Consider the following 18,644-nt stretch of genomic DNA (forward strand, 5'->3'; position numbering starts at 1 on the left):
GACCTTTCGGTCAGACCGGCGCCCGCCCTTGGCGTCTCAATTACAGAGAGCGCGCAACTTCGACGATTTCGAACGCTTCCAGTTGGTCGCCTTCCTGGATGTCGTTGAAGTTCTTCAGCATCAGGCCGCACTCGTAGCCTTGCTTGACTTCCTTCACGTCGTCCTTGAAGCGCTTCAGCGATTCCAGTTCGCCGGTGTGCACCACCACGTGGTTGCGGATCAGACGGACCGAAGCGGAGCGCTTGATCATGCCGTCGGTCACCATACAACCCGCGATATTGCCCACCTTGGAAACCGAGATCACCTGACGGATTTCCACCGTACCCAGGATCTGTTCCTTCTTCTCCGGCGCCAGCATGCCCGACAGCGCGGCCTTCACCTCGTCCACCGCATCATAGATGATGTTGTAGTAACGGATGTCGACGCCTTCGTTTTCCGCCAGCTTGCGCGCGGCGGAATCGGCACGGGTGTTGAAGCCGATGATGATGGCCTTGGAGGCGATCGCCAGGTTGACGTCGGATTCGCTGATGCCGCCCACGCCGGAGTGCAGGATGGCCACGCGGACTTCTTCGGTGGACAGCTTCTGCAGACTGCCGGCCAGCGCTTCGTACGAACCTTGCACGTCCGCCTTGATGATGATGGACAAGGTTTGCACCTCGCCTTCAGACATCTGGGCGAACATGTTCTCCAGCTTGGCGGCTTGCTGCTTGGCCAGACGCACGTCGCGGAACTTGCCGGCGCGGAACAGGGCGATTTCACGCGCCTTCTTCTCGTCGGCCAGCGCCATGGCGTCTTCGCCGGCCAGCGGCACGTCGGACAGGCCCAGGATTTCCACCGGGATGGCCGGACCGGCCGATTCGATGGCCTTGCCGTTTTCGTCCATCATGGCGCGGACGCGGCCGAATGCCGTGCCAGCCAGCACCACATCGCCCTTCTTCAGCGTGCCGGACTGAACCAGCAGCGTGGCGACCGGACCACGGCCCTTGTCGAGGCGGGCCTCGACGATGATGCCCTTGGCCAGGGTTTCCACCGGCGCCTTCAACTCCAGCACTTCGGCCTGCAGCAGGATGGCTTCCAGCAGCGCGTCGATGTTAAGACCCATCTTGGCCGACACTTCGACGAACTGGGTATCGCCGCCCCAGTCTTCCGGCACCACTTCGTGCGATACCAGTTCCTGACGGATGCGTTCCGGGTTGGCGCCCTGCTTGTCGATCTTGTTGACCGCCACCACCATCGGCACACCGGCCGCCTTGGCGTGGTGGATCGCTTCGATGGTCTGCGGCATCACGCCGTCGTCGGCAGCCACCACCAGCACCACGATGTCCGTAGCCTTGGCGCCGCGGGCACGCATCGCGGTAAACGCTTCGTGACCCGGGGTGTCCAGGAAGGTGATCATGCCGCGCGGGGTTTCCACGTGGTAAGCGCCGATGTGCTGGGTAATGCCGCCGGCTTCGCCCGCCGCCACTTTGGCGCGGCGGATGTAGTCCAGCAGAGAGGTCTTGCCGTGGTCCACGTGGCCCATCACGGTCACCACCGGGGAGCGCGGCTTTTCCACCACTTCGACGGTCTCGCCGCCGGTCACTTCCAGGTAGGCCTCCGGATCGTCCGCCTGAGCGGCCTTGCCGATGTGGCCCATTTCTTCCACCACGATCAACGCGGTTTCCTGATCCAGCACCTGGTTGATGGTGACCATCATGCCCATCTTCATCAGGGTCTTGATCACTTCAACCGCCTTCACGGCCATCCGGTGAGCCAGTTCGGCCACGGTGATGGTTTCCGGCACCAGAACCTCATGCACGATGGGTTCGGTCGGCGCCTGGAAGGCGTGCTGGTTGTTCTGCTTGTTCTTGCCCTTGCCGCCGCGCGACTTCCAGTCGTTGCCGGCGTCGCCGCCCTTGGTCTTCAGACCGCGGCCGCCCTTCTTGCCTTCATCCCAGCGATCGCCGCCCTTCTTGTTGCCGCCGCCCTTCTTGGCGTCCGGACGACCGGCAACCGTCGCCGGCACGGATGGTGCGCTAGGCGCGCCGGCTACGCCGGGACGCGGGCCGCGGTTGTCGCCAGCCGGGCGCGGACCACGGCTGTCGCCAGCCGGACGCGGACCGCGGTCGCCGGCGCCAGCCGGACGCGGGCCACGATCGCCTGCACCTGCCGGACGCGGACCACGGTCGCCTGCGCCAGCCGGACGCGGGCCGCGATCGCCTGCGCCAGCCGGGCGCGTGCCGCGGTTGTCGTTGCCACGCGGGCCGCGATTGTCGCCAGCCGGCGCCGCACGACGCTCTTCTCGCTGCGGCTCAGCGGCCGGAGCGGGCGCCGGAGCCGGTTGCGAAGCCGCCAGCTTGGCGGCCTGGCGACGCTCCTCGCGCTCGATCTTTTCGCGCATCAGCGCTTCCTGGCGGGCGCGGAACGCGGCTTGGCGCTTCTCTTCGGCTTCGCGCGCGGCGATTTCTTCCGGCGACAGGATGGAGGCGACCGTGCGCGGAGCCGGCGCGGGGGCCGGCTTCGGCTCGGGCTTAGGTTCCGGCTTGGCTTCCACCTTGGGCTCGGGCTTAGGCTCCGGCTTGGCTTCCGGCTTCGCCTCGACCTTGGGCTCCGGCTTCGGCTCGGGCTTCGCTTCCGCCGGCTTGGCGGCCGGAGCGGGAGCCGGCTCGGCCGGCTTCGGCGCTTCGGCGCGCGGGGCTTCTTCCGGGCGCACCACTACGCGCTTCTTGCGGGTTTCCACAGTCACGGTGCCGCCGTCGGCTTTTTTCACCTCGGAGGTGGACTTGCGGGTCAGCGTAATGCCGCCGTCCTCGCGCGCGCCATGCGCACGCTTCAGATAGTCCAGGAGCTGGGACTTGTCTTGCGCCGACAGGGTGTCTTCCGGCGAGCGCTTGCTCACGCCGGCCGCCTTCAGCTGTTCCAGCAGGCGTTCCGGCGAGAGATTCATCTCACTGGCAAATTGTTTTACATTCGTCAAAACCATTCGTCTTCCCAAATTCCGTAAATACTTCCCGAGAAAGCCTTACTGGTTGAACCAGTGTTCGCGCGCCTTCATGATGATTGCGCGTGCAGCTTCCGCTTCCATGCCGGTCATGTCCACCAGATCGTCAACAGCCAAGTCGGCCAGATCGTCGCGGGTGGTCACGCCGCCTGCGGCCAGCTTGCGAACCAGCTCGGCATCCAGGCCTTCCATGTCCTTCAGGTCATCCGATACGTTTTCGACCTGCTCTTCGGACGCAATGGCCTGAGTCAGGAGCGCATCACGGGCGCGGCTGCGCAGCTCGCCCACCAGCTCCTCGTTGAAGCCTTCGATTTCCAGCATTTCTTCCAGCGGCACATAGGCCACTTCTTCCAGCGCGGCAAAGCCTTCGTTCACCAGCTTGGCTGCGATGTCTTCCTCCACGCCCAGCGCGCTGACGAACAGCTGGCGCAGCGCGGCGTCCTCGGCCTGGTGCTTCTCTTCGGCCTCGGTCACAGTCATGATGTTCAGGTACCAGCCGGTCAGTTCGGCGGCGAGCTTGACGTTCTGGCCGCTGCGGCCGATGGCCAGCGCCAGTTGGTCTTCCTCAACGATCACATCCATGCTGTGATTGTCTTCGTCCACCATGATGCGGCTGACTTCAGCCGGCGACAGCGCGTTGATCACGAACTGAGCCGGTTCCGGCGCCCACAGCACGATGTCAACGCGCTCGCCAGCCAGTTCCTGCGTCACCGCCTGAACGCGGGAGCCGCGCATGCCGATGCAAGTGCCTTGCGGATCGATGCGGGCGTCGTTGGCCTTGACTGCGATCTTGGCACGCATGCCGGCATCGCGCACGGCGGCGCGGATTTCCAGCATGCCTTCGTCGATTTCCGGCACTTCCAGCTCAAACAGCTTGACCAGGAAATCGGGCGAGGTGCGGGACAGGATCAGTTGCGGGCCGCGGCCTTGGCGGTCGATGCGCAGCAGGTAAGCCTTGACGCGGTCGCCCACGCGCAGGTTTTCCTTAGGAATCATCTGGTCGCGCGGCAGCACCGCTTCCAGCTTGCCGCATTCGACGATGGCATTGCCGCGCTCGATGCGCTTGATGGTGCCGATCACCAGGTGCTCGCGGCGCTGCAGGAATTCATTCAGCAGCTGCTCGCGCTCGGCGTCGCGGATGCGCTGCAGGATGACCTGCTTGGCGGTTTGCGCGCCGATGCGGCCAAACTCGACGGCTTCCATCGGTTCTTCAATATAAGCGCCCAGCTCGACGCGCGGATCGCGCTCGCGAGCGTCGATCAGGCCGATTTCCTTGCTTTCGGATTCCAGCAGCTCATCCTCCACCACCAGCCAGCGGCGGAAGGTCTGGTACTGACCGGTGTGGCGATCGATCTCGACGCGCACATCCATTTCGTCATCGGTAAACTTTTTCTTGGTTGCCGAGGCAAGCGCCATCTCAAGGGCGGAAAACACCACATCCTTGCTGACATTCTTTTCGCTCGCCAGGGCATCCACCAGCAACAAAATCTCGCGACTCATGCATTCCTCTCCGAATTTTGTCCTTTAGCGCGGGCTATCGCCGTCCAGGCATCAAAACTCAGGCTCGAGACGAGCCTTGTCGATGTTGGCGAACGGAATCACCACGATGCGGCCATCCACATCCAGCTTCACGGAGCCGTCTTCGACCCCGGCAAGACGACCGGTAAATTTCTTCTGCTGCTCGATCGGCATCCGCGTCTTGATCTTGGCGAGCTGACCGGCGAAACGGACGAAATCGGCTTCCTTCTTCAAAGGACGATCCAGGCCCGGCGAAGACACTTCCAGTCGCTCGTAGTCCACGTTCTCGACCATGAACAGTCGAGTCAGGTGATTGCTCACCAACACGCAGTCTTCCACGGTGATGCCACCGGGCTTGTCGAGAAATACGCGAAAACCGCCACCCGGGGTCATTTCAAAATCGACCAACTCGTAGCCGAAACCCTGCAGGGTGTTTTCCAGCAGCAAACGAACATCCATTGCTTTTTCCACAAATAAAAAATGGGCGAAACGCCCATCCCTAACCGCTGCGATTGTAACCTATTTCCGCAAAAAAGAAAACCTAAGCGCCCGGCCGCGTTCTTTGTCCGCCGGCGGCCATTTTCCGCCGAAAAACGCGCGCGCAAACACCCGCCGCTCAGATCGCGCTGCAAGGGCATTTTGAGCGCGCGCCGGCCAAAACGAGCCGCGCGGACGCGGGAGCCGCCATGCCTTGGACACGGCGCCAACCCGCGCGCGCCATCGCACACCCAGCCGCGACGCGCCGAGCATGATCGCAAACCGCCCATAAGCCCGACCAGCGCCCCGCCCCGGCCCGGCTCCATGCCAGACAATTTTTGCGAGAGTTTTTCAGTTACGGTACATTACCGCGAATCAAACATCAGTTTGAGCCCAGCGGCCAGCGTCACAGGCCGCGAAGACAACGATTAAAAAAACAGCGACTCGCTAAAACCGGATCGCCGCCGGCGCGCGCTGGCGCGATGCTCGCTAAAACCCGCACGACGGAGAAACCCGGATTTATGGATAAGGTGTGGCTTAAAAACTACCAGGCTGGGGTTGCCCACGAGATCGATATCAATCAGTTCCAGTCGGTCATCGAAGTGTTCGACCGCAGCGTCAAGAAGTTCGGCGACCGCCCGGCCATGGCCTGCATGGACAAGGTGCTCAGCTATTCGGAACTGGACGCCCTCAGCGGCCATTTCGCCTCCTTCCTGCAACACAAGCTCGGCGTGAAGAAGGGCGATCGCGTGGCGATCATGATGCCCAATCTACTGCAATACCCCATTTCCGTCTTCGGCACCCTGCGCGCCGGCGGGGTGGTGGTCAACGTCAACCCGCTGTACACCCCGCGCGAGCTGGAACACCAGCTGAAGGACGCCGGCGCCGAAACCATTATCATCTTGGAAAACTTCGCCAACGTGCTGGAGCAGGTGCTGCCGCGCACCCAGGTCAAGAACGTGGTGATCGCCACCATCGGCGACATGTTCGGCTTCCCTAAGCGCCAGCTGGCCAACTTCGTGGTGCGCAAGGTCAAGAAGATGGTGCCGCCGTGGCACATCCCCGACCACATCGGCTTCAACGACGCGCTGGCCGCCGGCCGCGCCAGGCCGTATGACAAGGTGCAGCTGACGCACGACGACATCGCCTTCCTGCAGTACACCGGCGGCACCACCGGCGTGGCCAAGGGCGCCGAATTGCTGCACAGGAACATCGTCGCCAACATGCTGCAGGCCAGCGCCTGGGTTTCCACCCTGGTGCGCGAAGGCCAGGAAGTCATCGTCACCGCGCTGCCGCTGTACCACATCTTCTCGCTGACCGCGAACCTGATGGTGTTCACCGAGCTGGGCGCGCTGAACGTGCTGATCCCGAACCCGCGGGACATCCCCGGCTTCATCAAGGAATTGCGCAAGTACCCGATCACCTGCATCACCGGCGTCAACACCCTGTTCAACGCGCTGCTAAACAATCCGGAATTCGCCAAGCTGGACTTCTCCACCTGGCGGCTGACGCTGGGCGGCGGCATGGCGGTGCAAAAAGCGGTGGCCGACAAATGGAAGGCCGTCACCGGCGTGACCCTGGCCGAGGCCTACGGCCTGACCGAAACCAGCCCGGCCGCCTGCATCAACCCGATGGACCTGCAGGCCTACAACGGCACCATCGGCCTGCCGGTGCCGTCGACGGAAATCGAAATCCGCGACGCCGAAGGCAAGCCTGTGCCGCAGGGCGAACAGGGCGAGCTTTGCATCCGCGGTCCGCAAGTGATGCGCGGCTACTGGAAGCGCCCGGACGAAACCGCCAAGGTGCTGGGGCCGGACGGCTTCCTCGCCACCGGCGACATGGCGATGATCACGCCGGAGGGCTTCGTCAAACTGGTGGACCGCAAGAAGGACATGATTCTGGTGTCCGGCTTCAACGTCTACCCGAACGAGATCGAAGACGTGGTGGCAGGACATCCGGGCGTGCTGGAAGTGGCCTGCATCGGCGTGCCGGACGACAAATCCGGCGAAGTGGTCAAGGTGTTCGTGGTGAAGAAAGACCCAGCGCTGACCGAAAAGGACATCATCCACTACTGCCGCGAGAACCTGACCGGCTACAAAGTGCCCAAACTGGTGGAATTCCGCCAGGAACTGCCGAAAACCAACGTCGGCAAGATTCTGCGCCGCGCCCTGCGCGATCAGGAAACCGCCAAACAAGCTTGATCCCGCCCGGCAGCATACGCAAGCCGCCCTTCCCGGGCGGCTTTTTGTTTTGCCTCGAACAAACACAAGACCGGCCGCGGCAACTACACTATAGTGGCCTACCCAGATACGCCGTACAGGAAGCGATTCATGCTGATGTTGCCGTTTTTCAAGCTGATGGCCGAAAAAAAGGCCAGCGATCTGTTCATGACCAGCGCGGCGCCGCCGATGCTGAAAGTGGCAGGCGAATTGCAGCCGGTCAACGACAAGCCGCTGACGGCTGAAATGGTCAAACAGCTGGCTTACAGCCTGATGAGCGAACACGACATCGCCGAGTTCGAGCGCGAGCGCGAAATGAACCTGGGCCACCCCATCGCCGGCCTGGGCAGCTTCCGCATCAATATTTTCTGGCAGCGCGGCTCGGTCAGCATGGTGGTGCGCTACATCATGCCCAATATCCCGTCGCTGGAAAGCCTGCAATTGCCGGCCAAGCTGGGCGAGCTGATCCAGCAGAAGCGCGGCCTGATCCTGGTGGTGGGCGCCACCGGCTCCGGCAAGAGTTCGACCGTGGCGGCCATGCTGCAAATGCGCAACCAGAACATGAAGGGCCACATCCTCACCATCGAGGACCCGATCGAGTTTCTGCACCGCCACGACCAGTCCATCGTCAACCAGCGCGAAGTGGGCTTCGACACGCTGTCTTACGAGCGCGCGCTGAAAAACGCCATGCGCGAGGCGCCGGACGTGCTGATGATAGGCGAGATCCGCGACGCGGAAACGCTGATCCACGCCATCAACTACGCCCAATCCGGCCACCTGTGCATCTCCACGCTGCACGGCAACAACAGCTATCACATGCTGAACCGGGTGATCAATTTCTTCCCGCCGGAAAGCCGCCACTCGCTGCTGCTGGACCTGTCCGCCTCGCTGCGCGCGGTGGTGTCGCAGCGACTGGTGGCCACGGCCGACGGCAGCCGCGCGCCGGCAATCGAACTTCTGATCAATACCCCACACATAGCAGAGTTGATTCGCACCGGCGAGATGGACAAAATCAAGGAAGCCATCGAAAGCAGCATGAGCGATGGCGCGCAAACCTTCGAGCAGGCGCTGTACCAGCTGTACCGGGACGGCCGCATCACGCTGGAAGAAGCGCTGAAAAACGCCGATTCGCCAACCAATCTGTACTGGCTGGTCAATCAATCCAAAGAAAGCGGCAAAGACAAATCTGGCCCCGCCAGCGCGGCCAGCTTCGACAGCATCAAACTGGACTTGTAAACCCACCCGATGATTACCCTCTACGGCATTCCCAACTGCAATACCGTGAAGAAAGCCCGCCAATGGCTGGCCGACAACGGCATCGACTACGTCTTCCACGACTTCAAGAAACAGGGCATAGACGCCGCGCGCCTGCAGGCCTGGAGCGCGCAAGTGCCGCTGGCCAAGCTGGTGAACCGCCAGGGCACCACCTGGCGCGCGCTGCCGGACGACAGCAAGGCGGCCGCGGACGAAACCGCCGGCGCCATCGCGCTGATGCTGGACAAGCCGTCCGTGATCAAGCGCCCGGTGCTGGAATGGGACGGCAAAGTCGGCGTAGGCTTCTCCGAGGCCGACTGGGCGGAGCGCTTCGGCAAATGAGCGCGACGCTGGATTTGACTCGCGAGCTGATCCGCCGCGATTCCGTCACCCCGCGCGACGAAGGCTGCCAGGCGCTGATGATAGACCGGCTGCAAGCCATAGGCTTCAAGGTGGAGAAGATGCGCCACGGCGACGTGGACAACTTCTGGGCGCGCAAGGGCGACGCCGGCCCGCTGTTCTGCTTCGCCGGCCACACCGACGTGGTGCCCACCGGCCCGCTGGACAAGTGGGACAGCCCGCCGTTCGAGCCGACCGTGCGCAACGGCCTCTTGTACGGCCGCGGCGCGGCGGACATGAAAGCCTCGCTGGCCGCCTTCGTCACCGCCTGCGAACGCTTCGTCGCCGAGCACCCGGACCACAAGGGCTCGCTGGCGCTGTTGATCACCTCCGACGAGGAAGGCGTGGCGACCGATGGCACGGTGAAAGTGGTGGAGGCGCTGGAAGCGCGCGGCGAAACCATAGATTACTGCATCGTCGGCGAACCCACTTCCGAACAGCGCCTGGGCGACACCATCAAGAACGGACGCCGCGGCTCGCTGTCCGGCCGGCTGATCGTGCACGGCATCCAGGGCCACATCGCCTATCCGCAATTGGCGAAGAACCCCATCCATCTGCTGGCCCCGGCGCTGGCCGAGCTGGCCGCCACGCGCTGGGACGAGGGCAACGCCTTCTTCCCGCCCACCAGCTGGCAGGTGTCCAACATCCAGGCCGGCACCGGCGCCACCAACGTCATCCCCGGCCACTGCGAACTGCTGTTCAACTTCCGCTTCTCGCCGGAAAGCACGGCGGACAATCTGAAGGAGCGCGTGTATCGGATCCTGGACCGGCACGGCTTGGCTTATGAACTGCACTGGCAGCTGTCCGGCCAGCCCTTCATCACACCGCCGGGCGCGCTGACCGACGCGCTGAGCGCGGCGATCGCCGAGGTGGCCGATGCCAAGGCCGAGCTGTCCACTACCGGGGGCACCTCGGACGGCCGCTTCATCAAGCGCATCGCGCGCGAGCTGGTGGAGTTCGGCCCGATCAACGCCACCATCCACAAGCTCAACGAGTGCGTGGCGGTGGACGACATCGAACCGCTGGCGGATATCTACCGCCGCACGCTGGAAGGCCTGCTGCTGGATTGACCTTGGGCCTTCCGCATCCTGAAACGCCGCCTGCAAGCGGCGTTTTGTTTGCCATGCAGACCGCGCCATGAGCAGCGCGCCAAGCGGCTATGCTGAAACCTAGCCGGAGCCGGTGGCGCAAGCGTGCAGATTCACGTCTCCGCGGTGAATGCAAGATACTTCAGTCCACGCTAATATTGGCCGATCATGGAAATCGAAATCGCAAAAATCTTCGTCGCTCTGCTGGTTCTGGTGAATCCGCTCGGCGCCATCCCCATCTTCATCAGCCTGACGCCCAACGCCAACCAGGAAGAAAGGCAGAAAGTCGCCAAGACCACCGCCATCGCGGTAGCCGTGGTGATGTGCCTGTTCGCCATCGTCGGCCAGACGCTGCTGCGCTTTCTGGGCATCAGCATAGGCTCGTTCCAGGTCGGCGGCGGCATTCTGCTGATGCTGATCGCGATCGCGCTGATGAACGCCAAGCCCGGCCCGACCAAAACCACCAAACAGGAGCGCGAGGAAGCCGGCCACAAGACCAATATCGCCGTGGTGCCGATGGCCATCCCGCTGATGACCGGCCCCGGCACCATCTCCACCGTGATCATCTACGCCACCACCGCCGCCTCCTGGGTGCAGGTGGTCTATTTGCTGATCAGCAGCCTGCTGGTGGCGCTGACCTGCTTTGGGGCGCTGACGCTGGCCACTCCGCTGACCCGCTTGCTGGGCCAGACCGGCATCAATATCGTCAATCGCGTGATGGGCATGCTGCTGGCCGCCGTATCGGTGGAAATCATCGTCGACGGCCTGTACCGGCTGTTTCCGCAACTGACTCGCTAAAAGACACTGGCCTGCGCAGCGGAGGCTGCCCAATCGGCAACCGCCGCCCGCCTGGCGGACCGCAGCGCCAGGGACGGCGGATAAACGCCGCAGGCCGTGACGGGCTTAAACCATGCGCACAGTTTTGAATGTCGATCTCGCCGCAAGAAAATGCGCCCACACCTAATGGCCAAGGCGCCACGCTCCTGCCAAGCTTAGCCCGTCGGGTTTGATGCGGATCAAACCTAGTTCGCGCTTTTTCTATCCGATCTAGAACGCAAAACCTTGCTGTAAGCATACAGATGCATCTGTATACATATTTTCACCGCATTCTGTTCATTGTTTGTACTGATGGCGGGCAGTACAAATAGCCCATTTTCATAGCGCGGTGGCCGCCATGTCCAAGCCAGAAATCAAACCCGTTCCAGTCAAAATCCATCCCCGCCTCACCAGCGGGCGCTTCAACAACCTGCGCGTCGGCATGGTTCTGCTCACGCAACTGATATTCTTCGGCGTGCCCTGGCTGCAATGGAACAGCCGCCAGGCTGTGCACTTCAACCTGGCGGAACATCACTTCCTGATCTTCGGCATCAGCCTATGGCCGCAGGATTTCATCTATCTGGCGGCGCTATTGGTGGTATCGGCGCTGGGCCTGTTCCTGTGGACCACGCTGGCCGGCCGGCTCTGGTGCGGTTACAGCTGCCCGCAAACTGTATACACCCAGATCATGATATGGATAGAACGGCTGGTGCAGGGCGACCACCTGGCGCGCCGCAGGCTGGACGCGGCGCCGATGAGCGCCGGCAAATTCTTCAAGAAAGGCGCCACCCAGCTGCTGATGGGGGCGTTTTCGCTGTGGACAGGCCTGACCTTCGTCGGCTACTTCACGCCGATACGCGAACTGGCCACGCTGCAGGTGGGACCGTGGGACCTGTTCTGGACGCTGTTCTACGCCGGCTTCACTTGGCTGCTGGCCGGGGTGCTGCGCGAGAAGGTCTGCCTGCACATGTGCCCGTACGCGCGCTTCCAGGGCGCGATGTTCGACGACCACACCCTGATCATCTCCTACGACGAACGGCGCGGCGAACCGCGCGGCAAACAGCAGGCCAAGAGCGAGAACGCGGTCAAGGGCTGCGTGGACTGCGGCATCTGCGTGCAGGTCTGCCCCACCGGCATCGACATCCGCAACGGCCTGCAATATGAATGCATAGGCTGCGCCGCCTGCATCGACGCCTGCGACCAGGTGATGGACAAGCTCAAATCGCCGCGCGGGCTGATCCGCTACACCAGCGCCCAGGCGCTGCAAGGCAAACCCGCGCCGGCCAAATCGCTGCACCGGCCGCGCATCGCGGTGTATTCCTGTCTGCTAGCCGGCATCATCGTGGCCTCCACCACCGCGCTGGCGCTGAAAAAGCCGTTCAAGGTGGACGTGCTGCGCGACCGCGCCAGCCTGGTGGAGCAAAGCGACGACGGCATGCTGCAGAACCGCTACAACCTCAGGCTGATCAACACCACCGAACAGGCGCAGCGCTATAGCGTGACAGTGGAGGGCTTGCCCAGCATCCGCATGGAGCGCCCCGATCAGGTCTTCGACGTCAAGCCGGCGCACACCGAAACCGTGGTGGTGCGCGTGCAGGCCGATCCCGAGCACGCCAGCCGCGGCGCCCACCCCATCCACTTCGTGATACGCTCGCTGAACGATGACGTCACCGTCAAGGAAAAATCCAGCTTCATCGGCGAATAAACCGGCAGGAAAAGTGCATGAACAAAACCGGCCAACTGAGCCAACGCTTCCGTCACGCCATCGAACAGGGCCACCTGCGCGCCGGAGACCGCATGCCCTCGCTGCGCAAGGTGTGCCAGGATCACAAGATCAGCATCACCACCGCCCAGCGCGCCTATGCCGAACTGGAACGGCTGGGGCTGATTGCGTCCCTGCCCCGCTCCGGCTTCCGCGTGCTGGCGCGCGCCGCGCCCAGCCCGCTGACAATGGACGGCGACGGCAGCGACGTCAGCATCGAGCACCTGACCGCCGCGCTGCCCATGCCTTGGGGATGTCCCTACATCAATCCGGCGCTGATCAACACCACCCCGCTTAACCGCGCCCTGGCGCGGGCGTTGGGCGACTACCGCTACGCGCTGGCCGGCCAGACCAGCACCGGCTACGAAGGGCTGCGCCGCGAGCTGGCGCTGCGCTATCTGGCCCAAGGCGTGGAGCTGGACGGAGAGGAGCTGCTGGTCACCTGCGGCGCGATGGAGGCCCTGAGCCTGGCGATACGCGCGGTAGCCCGGCTGGCCGGCAACGCGGCGATGCTGGTGCTGACGCCGGCCTTTCCGGCGCTGTTCGACCTGCTGGAGCAGCTGGGCATTGCCGTCCGCACCTTGGCCACGCCACCAGGCCAGGCCTTGGACCTGGAGCGCCTGGATCAGCTGCTCGTCCAGCATCGCCCTGCCGCCATCCTGGCGATGGCCAACTTCCAGCACCCCACCGGCCTGACGATGAGCGACGCCGACAAGCAGGCGCTGCTGACGCTGGCGGACCGCCACCGCGTGCCCATCATCGAGGACGACACCTACCGCGAGCTTTACTTCGGCGAAAACGCCCCATTGCCGCTGAAAGCCTATGACCGGCACGGCAGCGTGTTGCACTGCGCTTCGTTCAGCAAATCGCTGGCGCCGGGCTATCGCGTCGGCTGGATCGCCGCCGGGCGCTATCGCGACAGCATCATCGGCTTGAAGCTGTGCAGTTCCTTGTCCACGCCGCTGCCCAGCCAGCTGGCCCTGGCGCGGCTGCTGGCCGGCGGCCAGCACGAGGACATGCTCAGCCTGCTGCGCGGCCGGCTGCAAGCCAACTGGCACGCGCTGAGCCAGCAACTTGCCGCCCAATTGCCAAGCGGCAGCCGCCTGGCCACGCCGCAAGGCGGTTATTTCCTGTGGCTGGAACTGCCGCCGGGCATGGACTGCCGCCGCCTGCTGCCGCAGGCGATGCAGATGGGCATGCACTACGCGCCCGGTTCGCTGTTCTTCCGCGACAGCGAGCCCAGGCAGCATGCGCTGCGGCTCAACTTCAGCTATTACGACCCATTGCAGCAGCGCGAAGGCGCGGCCAGCCTGGCGGCGCTGCTCTCCGCCTGAGCCGCTCTGCCGCCATAGGAAAACTCGCCAAGCCCGTCCGTCAGCAGCTATCTCTAAAGCATGAGCCTAGCTTATGCAAAGCTGCTTGCCGGGGGCGAGAATGAACCGACGCCATTTTCTGAAACAAACCGCCTGGCTATCGGGCTGCGCGCTGCTGGGCGGCTGTCTGTCCGATGGCCGCTCCCGCCCGGCTTCCAATCCGCCGCCGCCCGCTGCGGCCATGCGGCCTGCCAGGCTGCAGGCCGCCGGCTGGCGCATGCCGGACGAGGGCGAGCCGCATGCCGCCACCTGGATGGCCTTCGGCGCCCAGGCCGCGATCTGGGGCGATCGCCTGCTGCAGCCCGCTCAACGCAATCTGGCGCAAATCGCCCGCGTCATCGCCCAGTTCGAGCCGGTGCGCATGCTGGCACCGGCAGCCAACATGGAGCTGGCGCGGCGGCTGTGCGGGGACGGGGTGCAGTTGATCGCCCAGCCCTTGGACGACATCTGGATGCGCGATGCCGGACCGGTATTCGTGCACAACGTCCAGGGCCAGTTGGCCGGCGCCGGCTTCAATTTCAACGGCTGGGGCGGCAAGCAGGAATACGGCTGGGACCGCGCCGTGGCCGCCGCCGTCTGCCAGCGCGCCGGCGTACCGCTGCTGAAGAGTTCGCTGACGCTGGAAGGCGGCGCGCTGGAGGTGGATGGCGACGGCACCGCCATCCTCGCCGAAAGCTGCGTGCTCAATCCCAACCGCAACCCCGGCGTGGACAAAGCCGCCTGCGAGGCGGAGCTGAAACGGCTGCTGGGCGTGGACAAGGTGATCTGGCTGCCCGGCATCGCCGGCCGCGACATCACCGACGGCCATACCGATTTCTACGCGCGCTTCGTCCGCCCCGGCGTGGTGATCGCCGGCGTGGACAGCGACCCGTCCTCATTCGACCACGCGGTGACGCAACGCCATCTGGCCATTCTGCGCCAGGCCACCGACGCCAAGGGCCGCCGGCTGCAAGTAGTGACCTTGCGCGGCCCGGACAAGGTGAGGCCCGACTACGACAGCAAGTCCTTCGCCGCCGGCTACGCCAACTTTTACGTCTGCAACGGCGCGGTGATCGCCCCGCAGTTTGGCGACGACGATGCCGACGGCAACTGCCGCGACATCCTGCGCGAGCAGTTCCCAAACCGCGAAATCGTGCAGCTGAACATAGACGCGATAGCAGCCGGCGGCGGCGGCATACACTGCGTCACCCAGCAGCAGCCGGCGTGAAGGCGCGCGGGATGGTCATGCAAACAGTGCGCAAACTACCTTGCCACGTGTGAAAACCGGTCTGAATGATACTCACCGGACTTTGCCACTCTTCAACAGTCTAAACTCTTTAGCAGAAATTTCGTTTTCTCGCCAAGCGGCCTGCAGAGCGCCTGCGTCATAGCGAACAAAATAGCGCGCGGATCGCTCGAGCACTTCCAATCCCTCTTCTGACCAGTTTCCGAAGCCGCGAGTTTCCATGATACCCAATATCTGAGATAACGGATCGGGCAGCCCGTTCAAAGCAAACGAATAAACAACCCAAGCTCATTAAAATTTAAGCCACATTATTACTAGAACGGTATATCATCATCTAACTCATTTAACCCACTTAACTTTTCTGTCGCTTTAGCAAAGATGATGTCTTCATTCTTAATAACTTCATCCACGCCAAGTTCCGTGATAGAATAGGCGTAAAAATCACATCCATCATTGATATCTGTTTCAATCGTTTTTTCAATCAAGCCCATTCTTTCAAGCTTGATTAGTGAAATTTGAACAAGAGACTCATGCACCCCGCTAAAACTATTAGGGATGGTCTGAACAACCTGCCACGCAAACAGAAATGCAATTTCTCGCGGGGCTTCGGTTGCATTTCACCCACCAATTCCAGATCGCCCGCCATGAGGATGACCGGGTGCTTCCGGTCATCCGGCCTTTTAACTCGCCGCCAGCAAGGCCTTTCGCGCCAGCCAGATGTTGGCCAGCCCAAACAGCGTCATCAGTTGCGCGGTGTTCTTCTTCAAACCGCGGTAGCGTGTTTTCAGGTAGCCAAACTGCTGCTTGATGACCCGAAACGGATGCTCCACTTTGGCCCGAATCTTGGCTTTGACCATTTCGCCCAGCTGGATCTGCCGGTCGTCGGCTGAATCGGTCAGCGCTTTGCGCTGGCCGGGCCTCATCGCAATCCACCAACGCACCGCTCGCGATTGGTGTTCGGCTCGCTTGTGCACGCCAGCAAAGCCGGCGTCGCCAAACACATCGATTTCCTCGCCGTGCAACAACTGATCGACCATCGTGACATCCGCCACATTGGCGGGGGTGCCGGCCACGTGATGCACCAAGCCGGACTGGGCGTCGACGCCGATATGGGCCTTCATGCCGAAGTACCACTGATTGCCCTTCTTGGTTTGATGCATGTCCGGATCGCGCTCGCCCTGAGCGTTTTTGGTGGAGCTGGGCGCGTGGATCAGGGTGGCATCGACGATGGTGCCTTGCTTCAACATCAGCCCTTTGTCGCAGAGATGCTGGTGGATGGCGGTAAACAGAGCGTGGGTCAGCTGGTGCTTTTCCAGCAGATGGCGGAAGTTCAGCAGGGTGGTTTCGTCCGGGACGGCGTCCAGGGAGAGGCCGGCGAACTGGCGCATGGAGGCGATCTCGTACAGGCTTTCTTCCATGGCGGGATCGGACAGGCTGTACCAGTGCTGCAGGCAGTAGACGCGCAGCATGGCGGACAACGGGTAGGGGCGGCGACCGTTGCCAGGCTTGGGATACACTGGATCGATGACGGCTTCGAGCTGCGCCCAAGGCATGACCTGATCCATCTCTGTCAGAAAGATTTCGCGGCGGGTGCGCTTCTTCTTAGCGGCGAGTTCGAGATCGGTGAAGGTCATCTGCTGTCGCATGCTGGCGTCCTGGATCTGACTGAGGGGGAGTCAGTTTACGGGAAGATTGGAGACTTGTTCAGACCTTCCCTAGTTCTCACCCATATTCGGGTAAAGCATTACTACTTGCGAACCGTGCAGAGACATGTGGACTGAATTCGCCACTTCATTCTGTTTCATGGCAAGCACGCCTGCGCGACAGCGCCAAACACGTGTCATTCCCCCTCCCGCCGCTTGACACAAAAACGCCTTCCGGCCCATAGGGCGGGAAGGCGTGGGCGCTAGGTCGGTACGGTTAGACGTGCAACAACAGGAAGCGCCGCTCCCACGGACTGATCACGTCGAAGTACTCGCGGTACTCGGCTTCCTTGATCGCCGCGTAGGTTTCGACGAAATGCTCGCCGAACAGCTCCGCCAGCGGCTTGCAGCGCAGCAGCATGTCGATGGCGTCGTCCAGGTGGCGCGGCAGCTGGTGCGGCTGCTCGTAGGCGCTGCCGGTCAGCGGGTCGGATGGCTGCAGCTGCTCGCGCATGCCCAGGTAGCCGCAGGCCAGGCTGGCGGCCATCGCCAGGTACGGGTTGACGTCCACGCCGGCCAGGCGGTTTTCCACGCGCCGAGCTTCCGGCCCGGAGTGCGGCACGCGCAGGCCGCAGGTGCGGTTGTCGTAGCCCCAGCTAAGGTTGATCGGCGCCGAGGTGTAGCGGCTGAGGCGGCGGTAGGAGTTCACATACGGCGCGAAGAAGGGCATGGCCGCCGGCAGGTATTTTTGCAGCCCGCCGATGAAGTGCAGGAAGGCCGGCGACGGTTCGCCATTGTCCTGGCTGAAGATGTTGCGGCCGCTGGCCAGGTCCACCACGCTCTGGTGCATGTGCATGGCGCTGCCGGGCTGGCCCTGCATGGGCTTGGCCATGAAGGTGGCGTACATATTGTTGCGGATGGCCACTTCGCGCACGGTGCGCTTGAACAGGAAAACCTGGTCGGCCAGCTGCAAGGGGTCGCCGTGATCGAGGTTGATCTCCATCTGGGCGGTGCCCATCTCATGGATCAAGGTGTCCAGCGCCAGGCCCTGGGCCTCGCACCAGTCGTACATCACGTCGAAGATGTCGTCGTATTCGTTGACGGCGTCGATGGAAAAGCTCTGCATGCCGGCCTCGGTGCGGCGGGTGCGGCCCACCGGCGGGCGCAGCGGCAGGTCTTCGTCGGGCTGGATCTCCACCAGGTAGAACTCCATCTCCGGCGCGATCACCGCCTTCCAGCCCTTGTCCTCGTACAGCTTCAGGATGCGCTTGAGCACATTGCGCGGCGCCAGGTCCACCGCCTGGCCGTCAAAGCTGTAGCAGTCGTGGATGATCTGCGCCGTCGGCTCGCGGTTCCACGGCACCGGGCGCAGCGTGCTGGCGTCCGGGATCAGCTTCATGTCGGGATCGGCCACGGAGGTGAAGTCGCGGTCCGGGTAATCGCCGGTCACCGTCATCGACAGCACCGCTTCCGGCAGGCGCAGTCCCTCGGCGGGGTTGTATTTGTGGCGCGGCACGATCTTGCCGCGGGCGAGGCCGGTCATGTCCGGGATCAGACACTCCACCTCGGTGATGTTATGTTGGTCAAGCCATTGATTGATGGTATGGGCACTGTCCATAAAGCCTCTGTTACGTGTGCGCGCCCGAACTGCTGAGCAGTTGGGCCGGATGGGCCAGCGTGCGTCGCCTGCCTGCCTGAAGCAGGAACAGGGCGCGCTCGGCCAGTTGCGGCGGCTTGGCCGCCTTTGAAAAAATGGTGGAAGACCGGCCTTGCCGGTGGCGCTGCTGCAAAATGATCCCCCTTTCGTGATAAAGATTTGGCAAATTTCGCGTTCAAGATTTTGAACGCTTCCCCATCCTAGCCAGCCCTTTTGCCTGCCGGCAACGGGCA

At 63.0% G+C, this 18,644-nt stretch carries 14 protein-coding genes; 8 read left to right on the forward strand and 6 right to left on the reverse strand.

Translation table 11 applies throughout. The features are described from left to right. Nucleotides 1-40: 40 nt before the first annotated feature. From infB to rimP, 3 genes are read right to left on the reverse strand one after another with little or no spacing between them, the layout of a single operon-like run. Nucleotides 41-2,962: a translation initiation factor IF-2 gene (gene infB / locus BI343_RS14530; protein ID WP_071110222.1), complete on the reverse strand. Its 2,922-nt coding sequence runs from the start codon at nt 2,960-2,962 to the stop codon at nt 41-43. Nucleotides 2,963-3,001: 39 nt separating this feature from the next. Further along, nucleotides 3,002-4,480 (reverse strand): transcription termination factor NusA, encoded by a 1,479-nt coding sequence (nusA, locus tag BI343_RS14535; RefSeq protein WP_043625880.1) that lies wholly within the window; start codon nt 4,478-4,480, stop codon nt 3,002-3,004. A 51-nt stretch (nt 4,481-4,531) separates the two neighbouring features. Further along, nucleotides 4,532-4,957 carry a ribosome maturation factor RimP gene (gene rimP / locus BI343_RS14540; RefSeq protein ID WP_043625877.1) on the reverse strand — a complete coding sequence of 142 codons (426 nt, stop codon included), beginning with the start codon at nt 4,955-4,957 and terminating at the stop codon, nt 4,532-4,534. 539 nt (nt 4,958-5,496) lie between these two features. On the opposite strand from rimP, the gene BI343_RS14545 reads away from it, so the two are divergent. The 8 genes from BI343_RS14545 to BI343_RS14580 all read left to right on the forward strand — a co-directional run bounded on the left by BI343_RS14545 (nt 5,497) and on the right by BI343_RS14580 (nt 15,093). Continuing rightward, a complete protein-coding gene (locus tag BI343_RS14545) occupies nt 5,497-7,176 on the forward strand; it encodes a long-chain-fatty-acid--CoA ligase (RefSeq protein ID WP_071110223.1) in 1,680 nt (559 codons plus the stop codon). Nucleotides 7,177-7,305: 129 nt separating this feature from the next. Beyond that, nucleotides 7,306-8,430, forward strand: a complete 1,125-nt coding sequence (locus BI343_RS14550) for a PilT/PilU family type 4a pilus ATPase (RefSeq protein ID WP_071110224.1) — start codon at nt 7,306-7,308, stop codon at nt 8,428-8,430. A gap of 9 nt (nt 8,431-8,439) precedes the next feature. Next, nucleotides 8,440-8,790: an arsenate reductase gene (locus tag BI343_RS14555; protein ID WP_071110225.1), complete on the forward strand. Its 351-nt coding sequence runs from the start codon at nt 8,440-8,442 to the stop codon at nt 8,788-8,790. Beyond that, nucleotides 8,787-9,917, forward strand: a complete 1,131-nt coding sequence (gene dapE / locus BI343_RS14560; RefSeq protein WP_071110226.1) for a succinyl-diaminopimelate desuccinylase — start codon at nt 8,787-8,789, stop codon at nt 9,915-9,917. Before BI343_RS14555 ends, dapE begins: the two co-directional genes overlap by 4 nt. Before the next feature lie 186 nt (nt 9,918-10,103). After that, nucleotides 10,104-10,733 (forward strand): MarC family protein, encoded by a 630-nt coding sequence (locus BI343_RS14565; protein ID WP_189338861.1) that lies wholly within the window; start codon nt 10,104-10,106, stop codon nt 10,731-10,733. A 376-nt stretch (nt 10,734-11,109) separates the two neighbouring features. Continuing rightward, nucleotides 11,110-12,456 carry a cytochrome c oxidase accessory protein CcoG gene (gene ccoG / locus BI343_RS14570; RefSeq protein WP_071110358.1) on the forward strand — a complete coding sequence of 449 codons (1,347 nt, stop codon included), beginning with the start codon at nt 11,110-11,112 and terminating at the stop codon, nt 12,454-12,456. Nucleotides 12,457-12,473: 17 nt separating this feature from the next. Further along, entirely contained in the window at nt 12,474-13,847 is a 1,374-nt protein-coding gene (locus tag BI343_RS14575; RefSeq protein ID WP_071110227.1) for an aminotransferase-like domain-containing protein, read from the forward strand. Nucleotides 13,848-13,947: 100 nt separating this feature from the next. Continuing rightward, the gene (locus tag BI343_RS14580; protein ID WP_083340987.1) at nt 13,948-15,093 is read left to right on the forward strand and encodes an agmatine deiminase family protein; all 1,146 of its coding nucleotides are present in this window, start codon (nt 13,948-13,950) and stop codon (nt 15,091-15,093) included. A gap of 332 nt (nt 15,094-15,425) precedes the next feature. Here BI343_RS14580 and BI343_RS20055 read toward each other — a convergent pair whose 3' ends face one another. From BI343_RS20055 to BI343_RS14590, 3 genes are all read right to left on the reverse strand, one after another. Beyond that, nucleotides 15,426-15,602: a hypothetical protein gene (locus tag BI343_RS20055; RefSeq protein ID WP_169829019.1), complete on the reverse strand. Its 177-nt coding sequence runs from the start codon at nt 15,600-15,602 to the stop codon at nt 15,426-15,428. A gap of 189 nt (nt 15,603-15,791) precedes the next feature. Beyond that, nucleotides 15,792-16,757, reverse strand: a complete 966-nt coding sequence (locus BI343_RS14585) for an IS5 family transposase (protein ID WP_083340712.1) — start codon at nt 16,755-16,757, stop codon at nt 15,792-15,794. Nucleotides 16,758-17,031: 274 nt separating this feature from the next. After that, nucleotides 17,032-18,372 carry a glutamine synthetase family protein gene (locus BI343_RS14590; RefSeq protein WP_071110228.1) on the reverse strand — a complete coding sequence of 447 codons (1,341 nt, stop codon included), beginning with the start codon at nt 18,370-18,372 and terminating at the stop codon, nt 17,032-17,034. Between the last annotated feature and the right edge of the window lie 272 nt (nt 18,373-18,644).

Origin of the sequence: Chromobacterium amazonense, from assembly GCF_001855565.1 — a bacterium.
Lineage (GTDB): Bacteria > Pseudomonadota > Gammaproteobacteria > Burkholderiales > Chromobacteriaceae > Chromobacterium > Chromobacterium amazonense.

Coding starts and splice junctions, on each gene's coding strand:
- infB (WP_071110222.1), bottom strand. CDS start 2,962: ATGGTTTTGACGAATGTAAAACAATTTGCCAGTGAGATGAATCTCTCG.
- nusA (WP_043625880.1), bottom strand. CDS start 4,480: ATGAGTCGCGAGATTTTGTTGCTGGTGGATGCCCTGGCGAGCGAAAAG.
- rimP (WP_043625877.1), bottom strand. CDS start 4,957: ATGGATGTTCGTTTGCTGCTGGAAAACACCCTGCAGGGTTTCGGCTAC.
- BI343_RS14545 (WP_071110223.1), top strand. CDS start 5,497: ATGGATAAGGTGTGGCTTAAAAACTACCAGGCTGGGGTTGCCCACGAG.
- BI343_RS14550 (WP_071110224.1), top strand. CDS start 7,306: ATGCTGATGTTGCCGTTTTTCAAGCTGATGGCCGAAAAAAAGGCCAGC.
- BI343_RS14555 (WP_071110225.1), top strand. CDS start 8,440: ATGATTACCCTCTACGGCATTCCCAACTGCAATACCGTGAAGAAAGCC.
- dapE (WP_071110226.1), top strand. CDS start 8,787: ATGAGCGCGACGCTGGATTTGACTCGCGAGCTGATCCGCCGCGATTCC.
- BI343_RS14565 (WP_189338861.1), top strand. CDS start 10,104: ATGGAAATCGAAATCGCAAAAATCTTCGTCGCTCTGCTGGTTCTGGTG.
- ccoG (WP_071110358.1), top strand. CDS start 11,110: ATGTCCAAGCCAGAAATCAAACCCGTTCCAGTCAAAATCCATCCCCGC.
- BI343_RS14575 (WP_071110227.1), top strand. CDS start 12,474: ATGAACAAAACCGGCCAACTGAGCCAACGCTTCCGTCACGCCATCGAA.
- BI343_RS14580 (WP_083340987.1), top strand. CDS start 13,948: ATGAACCGACGCCATTTTCTGAAACAAACCGCCTGGCTATCGGGCTGC.
- BI343_RS20055 (WP_169829019.1), bottom strand. CDS start 15,602: ATGGGCTTGATTGAAAAAACGATTGAAACAGATATCAATGATGGATGT.
- BI343_RS14585 (WP_083340712.1), bottom strand. CDS start 16,757: ATGCGACAGCAGATGACCTTCACCGATCTCGAACTCGCCGCTAAGAAG.
- BI343_RS14590 (WP_071110228.1), bottom strand. CDS start 18,372: ATGGACAGTGCCCATACCATCAATCAATGGCTTGACCAACATAACATC.